Origin of the sequence: Kitasatospora purpeofusca (assembly GCF_000718025.1) — a bacterium.
Classification (GTDB): Bacteria; Actinomycetota; Actinomycetes; order Streptomycetales; family Streptomycetaceae; genus Kitasatospora; species Kitasatospora purpeofusca.
This window is the reverse complement of sequence record NZ_JODS01000032.1, coordinates 30,207-42,458: the sequence shown is the minus strand read 5'-3', so window position 1 is coordinate 42,458 and position 12,252 is coordinate 30,207. Positions and strand designations below refer to the sequence as shown.

Here is a 12,252-nt window from a genome sequence, read left to right as displayed (position 1 = left end):
GCGAGACCCTGCGCACTCTGTCGGGGTGGCCGGATTCGAACCGACGGCCTTCCGCTCCCAAAGCGGACGCGCTACCAAACTGCGCCACACCCCGTGGTGCCGAGAGGAAGCGTACACGCCGGGCCCTGCCGGATCGGCGAGATATTCCGAGGCCCTCACGGGAATGGGGTGTGCGCGCAGCCGACCGGACCAGGTACGCTGTTCCCGACCTTCCGTCCGGTGACGGCCGGGGGATCGCGCGGGCGTAGCTCAATGGTAGAGCCCTAGTCTTCCAAACTAGTCACGCGAGTTCGATTCTCGTCGCCCGCTCCACAGAACGGCCCCGAGGGATGCTGAGCATCCGTCGGGGCCGTTCGCATGTCCGGGACCGTGCCGCCGGCGCGGGCGGTTCAGAGGCCGAGCCGGGCGGCGCGGGCGGCGGCCCGCTCCAGCAGCCGGTGCACGTCGGACTGGCGGGTGGAGGGCCGGTCGTTGAACTCGTCCGGCGAGTGGACCCGGCGGCCGGTGGTGTGCAGCACCTCCATCAGCTGGCCCCTGGCGGTGCGGACGGTGGCCGGGGTGCCGTAGCCGTGGGCGAGCACCGCGGCCTGGGCGCCGAGCAGGCAGACCCGGCCGGCGCCGTCCCACATCGCGCCCTGCAGCCATCCGTGCGCCGTGATGTAGCGGGAGGCGAGGCCGAGGTGCTCGGCGGCGGTCACCGGGACCGGCCGGGGCGGGCGGCGCAGCGCGCGGTCGAGCAGGGTGGCGCGGGGCGGGGCGTGGTCGGCGTACCAGGGCCGGAGCACCGAGCCGAACGGGCAGACGTACGGCCCGCCGTGCGGCGGGAGGTAGGGCGCCGGGGTGCGCGCCGGGGCGGGCAGCGAGGCCAGGTACGCCTCGATCTCGGCGACCAGGCCGGAGGCGTCCGGGGTGAGCAGCGGTACCGGCGGGGGTTTCGGGGCGGTGCGGGGCATGCGGCGTTCTCCAGGCGGTGCCAGTGGTGTCCGCTACCCAAAGTGGGGCATCAGTGACATTCCCGCGACCGGAGCGCGGGGTCCGCGGCCGGGTAGGCGCCCGGGCCCGTCCGGACCCGGCGCCGCCGTGCCCGGGCTGCTTCCCGTGCGGTTTCCCCTGCGGTTTCCCGGGTGGCCTCCGGGCCGATAGCCTCGGCGGCGTTCGAGAGCAGTTCGACGGGCAGACGACAGTTCGAGACGATTCGAAGCCCCGAGCCTAGGAGTCCCCGTGCGCCCGCAGGACCGACTGGCCGTCATACAGCGCTGCGTGGTCCGGGAGATGGCACGGCTCGGGCAGGTGTTCACCGCCGACGGCGAGGTGGTGCGCGGTCCCGGCACCACGGCGGTGGCCGTGCGCGAGCACCAGGACGGCGAGGGCCCCGGTCACGTCGACCTCGGCTGGGTGCTGGAGCTGGGCCGGGCGGACGCGCCGGTGGTGTGGGACTGCACGGCGGGCCTCGGCAAGACCGAGGAGGAGAAGCTCGACAACGCGGTGCGGATGTGGGCGACCACCACGGCGAGCGCGCTGGTAGAGCTGGCGGAGGGGCGCGGAGCGCACGGCGACCACGCGGACCACCCCGAACTGCCGGGCTGGCACGCCGTCCAGGGGCCGGCGGCGGTGTTCGGGTTCGGCAACGAGCGGCTGGCCGCCTGGCTGGCCGGGAACCGGGTGGTGCCGGCGCTGGCGCCCGCGCTGCTGGCGGAGCTGGCCGGGCCGGGCGGGCGGCGGCCGCACGGGGTGAAGCTGTTCCTCGGCGGCCGCGCGGGGGACGACGTGGCCGAGGTCCGGGTCGACGGCGAGGTCAGCGAGGCGGCCTCGGCGGCGCTGCGCGCGCTGGACTGGCCGCGCGGCGAAAGGCTGTGCTGGGCGCGGCTGTTCGTCCTGCTGACGGCCCACGGGGAGCCTGCGGCACCGGCGACGGGCGCCGACGGGGCCGGTCCGGCCCGGCCGGCGGCCGTGGCGGCGGCACGCCCGCAGGGCCTGTTCGCACGGTGGCGGCAGGCGAGACGCGCGGACCGGTGAACGGTTCGCCGGCCGCGGAGGGCCGGCGGGCCGCAGGTCAGCTGGCGATGCCGGAGATGGACTTGGCCACCTGGCTCAGGAAGTCCTGGATCGGCTTGGCGGCCGTGCTCTGGTTGAGCATGAAGCCGAACAGGGCGGCCAGGATGAAGTGCCCGGTCTTGAGCTGCTTCTGGCGGATGAAGATGAAGCAGACGATGCCGAACAGGACCAGCGCGGAGACGGAGAGTGCCACCCGGACTCACTTCCTCGTTTCATAGCGGGGCGCCACCGGCTGACGACCCCTGTGAAGCCGGACCCCGGCCTGTCCGACGGTCCCGAGGCGGAACAGCAGTTCGTCCGGCACGTCGAGGCCGGAGGGAGGGCCGCCCGGCACGGCCGCACGGTGTCCTTCGTGCCGCATGTGACGCCCCCCATCCCCCGAATCCTGAACAGTCCCGCCCGGACTCAGTGTGGTCGACCATGCCGATTGCGTAAAGGTCTGACTGTCTGTCGAACGCCGACATCCTGCGATGCGAGACGAGTTTCCGCCGACCGGGACGATAGTCGAGACATCCTGACGATTCGTCGGCGGGGTGCCGCTGAGCGGCCGGGAAACGTTCGGCGGGCCGGACCGGAACCGGCAGGTCCGCTCCGCCTCCGGAGCACCGGAATTGGCCGAAGATCAGCTCCGGGGGTTGACAGCAGCTGCCCTTGGCACATGCCACCGTCCACCGGCCCCGGCCGGGGCCGGCCGGGCGCTCAGTCGCGCCAGAGCAGCAGCACCGCGCGGTCGTCGTTGATGTCCCGGGCGACCGTCTCGATCAGCCGGGACGCCGAGCCGCCGCCGGCGCCCGGGCCGCCGCCCGGCACCAGCCGGTCCGCCTCGCCCATCAGCCGGTCCATGCCCTCGGAGAGGTCCCGGCCGGGCGCCTCGACCATGCCGTCGGTGCACAGCATCAGGACGTCGCCGCGGTTCAGCCGACCCCGCACGCCCTCGAACTTGGCGCCGTCGTAGATGCCCAGCGCCGGGCCCTCCAGGGCCTCCTTGGTCTCCCAGCGGCCGGCGCCCGCCAGCCGCTGCATCCCCGGCAGGTGGCCGGCCGAGAGCAGCTCGTACTCGCCGGTGTCCAGGTCGAGCACCAGGTGCACGGCCGTCGCGAAGCCCTCCTCCCAGGACTGCCGCAGCAGATAGCCGTTGGCGGCCGGGAGGAAGTCGTGGGCGGGCAGCGAGCCGAGCAGTCCGCCGAACGCGCCGGAGAGCAGCAGCGCCCGCGAGCCCGCGTCCATGCCCTTGCCGGAGACGTCCGCGAGGACCACCTCCAGCACCCGCCGGCCCGGGCCGGTGCGGTCGGCGACCACGAAGTCGCCGGAGAAGGACTGCCCGCCGGCCGGGCGCAGCGCCATGTCGGCGTGCCAGCCCTCCGGCAGCCGGGGCACCCGGCTCTGCACCCGCAGCCGCTCGCGCAGGTCGAAGAGCATCGTCGAGCCGCCCCACCAGGGCACGCCGACCCGGCTGCGGAACTGGGCCAGCAGCAGGCCGCCGACCCCGGCCGCGCCGACCACCAGGGCGGCGCCGGGGGTGACCCCGTAGGTGTAGGCCTCGGGATGGTCGCTGGCGACGCGCTGGCCGGTGTGGATGACCGACTCGGCGGACAGCCCGAGCGCGGCCAGCGCGTACAGCACCACCAGCGAGCCGGGGCGCAGCAGCAGGGCGGCCGCCAGGATCGGCAGGACCAGCGCGGTGGGCGGGGCCCAGGCGGGCCAGCGGACGTTGAGCACGATCAGCAGCGGCACCAGCAGGGCCAGGGCGCAGAGCACCGGCCAGTCGGCGGCGCCGCCGCGGAACCAGTCGACGGCGGCAGTGCGCAGCCTTCGGCGGACCCGGCGGAGCCTCTTGCGCAACCGGGCCGTCACGGGGTCGGACGCCGGAGCGGCGCCGGGCCTCGTCGCAGTCGTCTGGGGCGGTGTGCCCGGCGGTCTGCCAGCCATGGGGACCGACCATATCCAGCGCTCCCCGTCGGCGTCGACGGCCGGGGCGGTGGCGGTGTCCCGTCGGCGCGGGCGTGTCAGCGGGTTTCGGCCGATTGCGGCGGGCGCCGTCCGGAGCGTCAGCAGGCGTACGGGCACGGGGCGTACGAACCGCCCGGGCGGCGCACGCGGCCCGCGCGCGGGCGGTCGGACGGGGCGCGCGCCGGGGTGCGCGCTGTGGCCGATCACACAGCGGTCGCACGACGATCACACAGCTGCCGTCCAGCTGCCGTTCAGCTGCCGTACGGCCGGTTCCGGCCGCTCCGCGGGCCCCGCCGGGCCCGCCGGGACGGGGCCGGGAACGCGACGACCGGCCGCGCCGTCGGGGCGCGGCCGGTCGTGGGAAGCCGGTCGTGGGAAGCCGGTCGTGGGAGGCCGATCGTGGGAGGCCGCCGCGGGCGGGAGGGTCAGCCCTCCTGCTGCGGGTGGTGGGCCGGGACCGGCGGGAGCTCGCCGGTGGTCTCGTACACGCTCAGCATGTCGATCCGGCGGGTGTGCCGCTCGTCGCCGCTGTACGGGGTGTTGAGGAAGATCTCGACGAACTTGGTCGCCTCCTCCTCGGTGTGCATCCGGCCGCCGATGGAGATCACGTTGGCGTTGTTGTGCTCGCGGCCGAGCGCGGCGGTCTGCTCGCTCCAGGCCAGCGCGGCGCGGACGCCCCTGACCTTGTTGGCGGCGATCGCCTCGCCGTTGCCCGAGCCGCCGATCACGATGCCCAGCGACTGCGGGTCCGAGGCGGTGCGCTCGGCGGCCCGCAGGCAGAACGGCGGATAGTCGTCGAGGGCGTCGTAGATGTGCGGCCCGCAGTCGACCGGCTCGTGGCCGGCCTCCTTCAGCCACTCCACGAGGTGGTTCTTCAGTTCGTATCCGGCATGGTCGGAGCCCAGGTACACGCGCATGCCCATGAGTGTGGCATGCGCCCGTACCCGGGCTCCGCAGGGGGCCGGTGAGCCCCGGTCACGAGTCCCGGCGGCGGCCGAGCAGCTTCCAGGCGAGCGGGAGGGCGCCGGCCGCGAGGGCGGCCTTCAGGGCGTCGCCGACCAGGTACGGGTAGAGGCCGAGCTCGGCGGCGCGGGCCATCGGCACGTCGAGCGCGAACGCCAGGTAGGGCACCCCGACGGCGTAGATGGCGAGGCTGCCGAGCACCATCGCGGCGGCGGTGCGCACCGGCGAGCGGTCGGCGCCGCGCCGGGCCAGGGCGCCGACCAGGCCGGCCGCCAGCACGAAGCCGATCACGTAGCCGAACGAGGCCGTCGCCCAGCCCGAGGTGGCCTCGGCGAACCACGGCAGGCCGGCCGCGCCGGCCAGCAGGTAGAGGGCGAGCGAGGCGACGCCGCGGCGGGCGCCGAGCGCGGTGCCGACCAGCAGGGCGGCGAAGGTCTGGCCGGTGACCGGCACCGGGGAGCCGGGGACGTTCACCGACAGCTGGGCGGCCAGGCCGGTGAGGGCGGCGCCCCCGGCGACCAGGGCGAGGTCCCGGGCCTGGGTGCCGAGGCGGGTGCCGACGGCGGGCAGCAGGTCGGCCAGGACGGCGCGGCTGGGGACTGGGGTGCTGGCGGTGGCCATCGGGCTTCTCCTCGGCACGGTGCGGATCCGGACGGCCGGGGGCCGACGGACGGAGTGAGTGATCACTCCGAACCTACGCGTCGATCACCCGGGCGACCGCCATGGATCCGGACAAACCCCCGGGCCCCGTCCTTGTCGGGTCCCACCCCCGCCCGCCGACCGCTCCGGACCCACCCCTGCCCACTTCTCGCTACCGAGTGCAACCGGGCAGGCGAGTAGAGTCATTGCAGGGTCCGCATTCTGGGCCCGAACCGGACATTCTTGGCACCGAAGGCCTCGTCCCCGGATATTGGGCAACTCGCACCGCATGTCGAACAGTCTGGATCCCACCCCCATGGCCCCCACCTCCGCGCCCACGGCGCCCGGGACCACCACGCCCGCTCCCCCGGGCGGCGGCCAACAGCTGTCCCACGGGCTCAAGCAGCGCCACCTCTCGATGATCGCGCTCGGCGGCGTCATCGGCGCCGGCCTCTTCGTCGGCTCCGGCGCGGGCATCGCGGCGGCCGGGCCCGCCATCATCCTGGCCTTCGTGCTCTCCGGCCTGCTGGTCATGCTGATCATGCGGATGCTCGGCGAGATGTCGGCGGCCCGCCCCGCCTCCGGCTCCTTCTCCGTGCACGCGGAGAAGGAGATCGGCCCGTGGGCCGGGATCACCGCCGGCTGGATGTACTGGGTGATGCTCTGCTGCGGCGTCGCCGCCGAGGCCACCGCCGCCGGGAAGATCGTCAACGGCTGGGTCCCCGGCGTCTCCGCCTGGGTCTGGGTCGCCCTGTTCATGGTGTTCTTCTGCGCCAGCAACCTCACCGCGGTGAAGAACTTCGGCGAGTTCGAGTTCTGGTTCGCCACCGTCAAGGTCGCCGCGATCGTCGCCTTCCTGGTGCTCGGCGGGCTCGGCCTGGCCGGGGTGCTCGGCCCCGGCGCCCCCGGCACGGCCAACCTCACCGGCCAGGGCGGCTTCCTGCCCAACGGCACCAGCGGACTGATCGTCGGCCTGCTCGCCTCCGTGTTCGCCTACGGCGGCCTGGAGACCGTGACCATCGCCGCCGCCGAGTCCGACGACCCCAAGCGCAACGTCGCCAACGCCGTGCGCACCGCGGTCTGGCGGATCGCGATCTTCTACATCGGCTCGATGGCCCTGGTCGTCACCCTGGTCTCCTGGAAGGACCCGGCGGTCGTCTCCGACGGCCCCTACGTCACCGTGCTGAGCCACCTCGGGGTGCCCGGCTCCGGGACGATCATGCAGGTGGTGGTGCTGATCGCGCTGCTGTCCGCGATGAACGCCAACATCTACGGCGCCTCCCGGATGGCGTACTCGCTGGTCGGCCGCGGCCAGGGCCCGCGCGCGCTCGCCAAGGTGAGCGGCGGGGTCCCCCGGCGGGCCGTGCTGGCCTCCTGCCTGTTCGGCTTCGGTGCCGTCCTGGCCGCCAAGTTCTGGCCCGACACCGTCTTCACCTGGCTGATGAACACCACCGGCGTCGCCATCCTGGTGGTCTGGCTGTTCATCTGCGTCGTCCAGCTGAGGATGCGCCGCCGGCTGGAGCGCGAGACGCCCGAGCTGCTGACCGTCCGGATGTGGGGCTACCCGTACCTGACCTGGATCGCGATGGCCGCCGTCGTCGGCATCCTGGCGCTGATGACCACCACCGAGGGCAACCGCGAGCAGTTGTACGCCGCCGGCGTGCTGGTCGCACTGCTGATCACCGCCGGTCTGGTGAAGCAGCGCCGCGACGCCGCCGCCGCGACCACCAGCGGCTGACGGGCCGGACACGACATGCGGGAGGGCCCGGTACCAGCTGGTACCGGGCCCTCCCGCATGTGCCGCTGCCCGCGGCGGGCGGCTACTCGAAGGACGGGCTCGCCGTGCGGGTCCGCTTGAGCTCGTAGAAGCCCGGGGTGGAGGCCACCAGCAGCGTGCCGTCCCACAGCCGGGCCGCGTCCTCGCCGCGCGGGGTCGGGGTCACCACCGGGCCGAAGAACGCGACCCGGCCGCCGTCCGCGCCCTCGACCGCGATCACCGGGGTGCCGACGTCCTCGCCGACCAGGGTGATGCCCTCCTTGTGCGAGAACCGCAGGGCCTCGTCGAAGGCATCGGTACCGGCCGCGTCCGCCAGCTCCACCGGCAGACCGGCCGCGGCCAGCGCCGCCTCGATCGTCTCCCGGTTCTGCGGCAGGCCCTGGTTGTGGAAGCGGGTGCCCAGCTCGGTGTACAACCGGCCCAGCACCTCCTCGCCGTGCTTCTCCGCCGCGGCGATGCACACCCGCACCGCGCCCCAGGCGTTGTCCAGCAGCTCGCGGTAGTTCGCCGGCAGGTCGCGGTGCTCGTTCAGCACCGACAGGCTCATGACGTGCCACTTCACGTCCACCGGACGGAGTTGCTGGACCTCGATCAGCCAGCGGGAGCTCATCCACGCCCACGGACAGGCCGGGTCGAACCAGAAGTCGGCGGTCCTGCGCTCGGTGGCGGTGGAAGCGGCGGCGGAATCAGCGGCAGTCGTCACGGCTGTCGTCCTTCGAGGGTCGTCCGGGCGTCGTCCGGGGAGACGCGGCAGGAAAGCGGTCGGGGGGCCGGGGCCGCGCGAACCCGCGCGACCGCCCCGTCACCCCCCAACACCCGGACCCGGCCGCTGATTCCGGCCCGCCCCGACGAGTTGTGCAATGGTACCGGCGCGGGGGGCGTGAAAGGATGCCCCCGCAGCGTCACAGAGCGCCGCACCAGTGCACCAGCGAAGACCGCACCACCGTGCGAGCCGGACAAAGGAGTACCGCCGTGCCGGGCAAGAACCTGAGCCGCGACGAAGCCCAGCAGCGGGCCAGCATCCTCACCGTGGACAGCTACCGGGTCCGGCTTGACCTGACCTCGGCCCCCGATCCGGCGGCCGCGACCTTCCGGTCCACCACCACCGTCGCCTTCCGCTGCGCCGAACCGGGCGCCTCGACCTTCGTCGACCTGCTCGCCCCCGCGGTCCGCGCCGTCACCCTCAACGGCCGCGCCCTCGACCCGGCCACCGCCTACGACGGCGCCCGGGTGCACGTCGACGGCCTGGCCGGCGAGAACGTGCTCACCGTCGAGGCCGACTGCGCCTACAGCCGCACCGGCGAGGGCCTGCACCGCTTCACCGACCCGGTCGACGGCGAGACCTACCTCTACACCCACTACGAACCGGCCGACGCCCGCCGGGTCTTCGCCACCTTCGAACAGCCCGACCTGAAGGCGCCGTTCACCTTCACCGTCACCGCGCCGGCCGCCTGGGACGTCCGCTCCAACGCCGCGCACGATAGCGTCACCGAGGACGGCTCCGCCCGCACCTGGGAGTTCGCGCCGACGAAGCCGATCTCCACCTACCTCACCGCCGTCGTCGCCGGCCCGTACCACGTCGTGCGCGACCACTACAGCCGCACCCTCGCCGACGGCACCGTGCTCGACATCCCGCTCGCCGCGCTCTGCCGCCGCTCGCTCGCCCCGTACTTCGACGCCGACGAGATCCTCGGCGTCACCAAGCTCGGACTCGACTTCTTCCACGAGAAGTTCGACTACCCGTACCCCTTCGGCAAGTACGACCAGGCCTTTGTCCCCGAGTACAACATCGGCGCGATGGAGAACCCCGGCTGCGTCACCTTCCGCGAGGAGTTCGTCTTCCGCTCGAAGGTCACCGACGCCGCCTACGAGGCCCGCGCCAACGTCGTCCTGCACGAGATGGCGCACATGTGGTTCGGCGACCTGGTCACCATGCGCTGGTGGGACGACCTGTGGCTGAAGGAGTCCTTCGCCGACTTCATGGGCTCCTACGGGCTGGTCGGCGCCGGCACCCGCTACCGGGCCGCCTGGGTCACCTTCGCCAACCAGCGCAAGGCCTGGGCCTACCGGCAGGACCAGTTCCCCACCACCCACCCGATCACGGCGGACATCCGGGACCTCGAGGACGCCAAGCTCAACTTCGACGGCATCACCTACGCCAAGGGCGCCTCGGTGCTCAAGCAGCTCGTGGCGTACGCCGGCGCCGACGCCTTCTTCGAGGGCGCCCGCCGCTACTTCCACCGGCACGCCTTCGGCAACACCGAACTCGCCGACCTGCTGGACATCCTGGAGGAGACCAGCGGCCGCGACCTCAAGTCCTGGGCCGCCGCCTGGCTGCAGACCGCCGGCGTCAACACCCTCACCCCGCAGCTCACCGTCGACGCCGAGGGCCGGATCACCGAACTCGCCGTGCTCCAGGACGGCGACGTCCAGCGCCCGCACCGGATCGCCGTCGGCCTCTACGACCGCGACGCCGACGGCGCGCTGGTGCGCACCGAGCGCTTCGAGCTGGACGTCACCGGCGCCCGCACCGTCGTCGACGGCGCCGCCGGCCTCGCCCGGCCCGCGCTCGTCCTGCTCAACGACGACGACCTGACGTACTGCAAGATCCGCTTCGACGAGGAGTCGCTGGAGACCCTGCGCGCCGGGCTCGGCGACATCAAGGACGACCTGGCCCGCGCGCTCGCCTGGTCCGCCGTCTGGAACCTCACCCGGGACGCCCTGATGCCGGCCCGCGACTACGTCGCGCTGGTCCTGCGGTTCGGCGGCCAGGAGGGCAACATCGGCGTCCTGCAGTCGCTGCACGCCCAGGCCAGGACCGCCGTCGACCTCTACGCCGACCCCGCCTGGCGCGGCGAGGGCGGCCGGCTGCTCGCCGACAGCGCGCTGCGCGAACTGCGCGCCGCCGCACCCGGCAGCGACCACCAGCTGGCCTGGGCGCGGTTCCTCGCCCAGACCGCCAACGGCTCCGAGCACCTCGGCCTGGTCCGCGGCCTGCTGGCCGGCAGCGCCCGGATCGACGGCCTGGAGGTCGACCAGGAGCTGCGCTGGGCGCTGTGGCTGACCCTGGCCGCGGCCGGCCAGGCCGGCGAGGAGGAGCTGGCCGGGGAGCTCGCCGCCGACAACACCGCGAGCGGCCGCCGCCAGCACACCCAGTGCCTGGCCGCCCGGCCGACCCCGGAGGCCAAGGCCGCCGCCTGGTCCGCCGTGATCGACTCCGACGAACTGCCCAACGCGCTGGTCGAGGCCAACATCGCCGGCTTCGCGGTGCCCGCCCACCGCGACCTGACCACCCTCTACGCGGCGCCCTACTTCAAGCTGCTGGAGCGGGTCTGGGCCGAGCGGACGGGGGGGGGGGGGGGGGGGGGGGGGGGGGGGGGCGGGGGGGGGGCGCGCCGGGGGGGGGGGGGGGGGGCCCCCGGCCGTACCGGCGGCTCGGCGCCGGATCACCTGCCGCGCAGGCCCTTGTCCAGGGCGGCGATGCCGCTGCCCCGCGCGTCGTCGCCGTCCAGCGACCAGACCATCACGCCGCCCAGGTCGTTCCAGCGGGCGTAGCGGGCCTTCTCGGTGAGCACCTCGGCCGAGTCGAAGCTGTAGAAGGTGGTGCCGTCGTACCTCCAGGACGCGCCGTGGTCGCGGTCCACGTAGGTGCGGCCGGGCAACGCGTTGATCTCCTTGTAGGAGAGGTCCGGCGCCGTGCCGGTGGCCTTCTGGTAGAGGCCGCCCCGGTTCCCGGCCGGCACACCGGTCCAGCCGTGGCCGTAGAACGGCGCGCCGAGGACGGTCTGCCGCGAGGGCAGGCCGCGCTCGCCGTAGTGGACGACGGCCTTGTCGGCGCTGCGCTGCCGGGCGTCGGGGTCGGTCGGGTCGGCGTAGAGGTTGGCCTGGTGGTTGGCCGGGCCCTTGCCCTCCCAGGGGCCGTGCAGGTCGTAGGTCATGAGGTTGAGCCAGTCGACCGACTCCGCGACCTCGGGCAGCTCCAGCCGGTCGGCGACTGTCTCGTTGGCGGCGACGGCGGCGGTCAGCAGGTAGTGCTTGCCCTTGCGGCCGCCCAGGGCGTCCAGCTGCCGTCGGAACTCGGCCACCAGCAGGGTGAAGTTGTGCCCGTCCTCGGGGCGGACCACGTTGCCCGCGTCACCGCCGCCGCCCGGGTACTCCCAGTCGAGGTCGATGCCGTCGAAGACCCCGGCGGCCGCGCCGGGGCCGCCCTCCGGGGAGCCGGCGAGCCGCGGCAGGTCGCCCTTGAGGTAGAGGTCGAGGCAGGAGGAGACGAACTTCCTGCGGGCCTCGTCGGTGGCGGCGGCGTCCGAGAAGTACTTGGACCAGCTCCAGCCGCCCAGCGAGATCACGGTCCTGAGCCGGGGGTTCTTCGCCTTCAGCTTGCGCAGCTGGTTGAAGTGGCCCTTGAGCCGCTGGCCGGGGGCGTCGGCCACGCCGTCCACCGAGTCGGCGGCGGAGAACGCCCGCTGGTAGTCGTTGTGGGCGTCGCCCTGGCCGGCGTCGTTGGTCTCGAAGCAGGTGCCGTCGGCGGAGACGTTGCCGAAGGCGTAGTTGATCACGGTGAGTCGGCCGGCCTGCCCCGTCTCCTGGACGCGCTTCGCGGAGCTGTCCGCGCCCCACTGGGTGAAGTAGCCGACCCGCTGGCCCTCCAGCCTCGGGCCGTGGAGGGCCTCGGCGGCGGTCGCGGTGGCGGTGGTGGTGGTCAGCAGTGCGGCGACGGTGGCGGCGGCGAGCATGGCGGAGGCACGTGTGGGCATACCTGACCTGTCCTCTGAGGCGTCGTCAAATGGTCTGGACCAGAATGACAAAGAGGTTTAGTCCATTGCGCCCGGGCCGCACAAGGGGACGGATCCGGACGGTGCAGCATG

Annotated in this window: 10 protein-coding genes and 2 tRNA genes; 4 read left to right on the top strand and 8 right to left on the bottom strand. The window is 73.7% G+C overall.

Features of this window, described 5'->3' with window-relative positions; genetic code table 11:
* Positions 1-20: 20 nt before the first annotated feature.
* Positions 21-94, bottom strand: a tRNA-Pro gene (locus IF01_RS0133580).
* Between the two features lie 144 nt (positions 95-238).
* Between IF01_RS0133580 and IF01_RS0133575 the strand changes: the two genes are divergently transcribed.
* A tRNA-Gly gene (locus IF01_RS0133575) sits at positions 239-312 on the top strand.
* Positions 313-389: 77 nt separating this feature from the next.
* Here IF01_RS0133575 and IF01_RS0133570 read toward each other — a convergent pair.
* Positions 390-953, bottom strand: coding sequence for a DUF6197 family protein (locus tag IF01_RS0133570; RefSeq protein WP_030397388.1), 564 nt, complete (start codon positions 951-953; stop codon positions 390-392).
* A gap of 268 nt (positions 954-1,221) precedes the next feature.
* Here IF01_RS0133570 and IF01_RS0133565 point away from each other — a divergent pair, with 268 nt between their 5' ends.
* Positions 1,222-2,016: a DUF6348 family protein gene (locus IF01_RS0133565; RefSeq protein WP_030397387.1), complete on the top strand. Its 795-nt coding sequence runs from the start codon at positions 1,222-1,224 to the stop codon at positions 2,014-2,016.
* A gap of 37 nt (positions 2,017-2,053) precedes the next feature.
* Here IF01_RS0133565 and IF01_RS0133560 read toward each other — a convergent pair whose 3' ends face one another.
* The 4 genes from IF01_RS0133560 to IF01_RS0133545 form a co-directional block, all read right to left on the bottom strand.
* Complete coding sequence (locus IF01_RS0133560) at positions 2,054-2,248, bottom strand: hypothetical protein (protein ID WP_030397386.1); 195 nt, start codon at positions 2,246-2,248, stop codon at positions 2,054-2,056.
* A gap of 506 nt (positions 2,249-2,754) precedes the next feature.
* Complete coding sequence (locus tag IF01_RS0133555) at positions 2,755-3,897, bottom strand: PP2C family protein-serine/threonine phosphatase (protein WP_030397385.1); 1,143 nt, start codon at positions 3,895-3,897, stop codon at positions 2,755-2,757.
* A 533-nt stretch (positions 3,898-4,430) separates the two neighbouring features.
* On the bottom strand, positions 4,431-4,922 hold the full coding sequence (locus IF01_RS0133550) for a ribose-5-phosphate isomerase (protein ID WP_030397384.1): 492 nt from the start codon (positions 4,920-4,922) through the stop codon (positions 4,431-4,433).
* A 58-nt stretch (positions 4,923-4,980) separates the two neighbouring features.
* Positions 4,981-5,589, bottom strand: a complete 609-nt coding sequence (locus IF01_RS0133545) for a biotin transporter BioY (RefSeq protein ID WP_030397383.1) — start codon at positions 5,587-5,589, stop codon at positions 4,981-4,983.
* Positions 5,590-5,923: 334 nt separating this feature from the next.
* Here IF01_RS0133545 and IF01_RS0133540 point away from each other — a divergent pair, with 334 nt between their 5' ends.
* The gene (locus IF01_RS0133540) at positions 5,924-7,345 is read left to right on the top strand and encodes an amino acid permease (protein WP_037782160.1); all 1,422 of its coding nucleotides are present in this window, start codon (positions 5,924-5,926) and stop codon (positions 7,343-7,345) included.
* 82 nt (positions 7,346-7,427) lie between these two features.
* Here the strand turns inward: IF01_RS0133540 and IF01_RS0133535 are convergent, their stop codons facing one another.
* Positions 7,428-8,087, bottom strand: coding sequence for a mycothiol-dependent nitroreductase Rv2466c family protein (locus IF01_RS0133535; protein ID WP_030397381.1), 660 nt, complete (start codon positions 8,085-8,087; stop codon positions 7,428-7,430).
* A gap of 269 nt (positions 8,088-8,356) precedes the next feature.
* On the opposite strand from IF01_RS0133535, the gene pepN reads away from it, so the two are divergent.
* Positions 8,357-10,939 carry an aminopeptidase N gene (gene pepN, locus IF01_RS0133530; protein ID WP_078880534.1) on the top strand — a complete coding sequence of 861 codons (2,583 nt, stop codon included), beginning with the start codon at positions 8,357-8,359 and terminating at the stop codon, positions 10,937-10,939.
* Here the strand turns inward: pepN and IF01_RS0133525 are convergent.
* Complete coding sequence (locus tag IF01_RS0133525; RefSeq protein WP_078880533.1) at positions 10,831-12,141, bottom strand: glycoside hydrolase family 18 protein; 1,311 nt, start codon at positions 12,139-12,141, stop codon at positions 10,831-10,833. The genes pepN and IF01_RS0133525 overlap by 109 nt on opposite strands.
* Positions 12,142-12,252 lie beyond the last annotated feature (111 nt).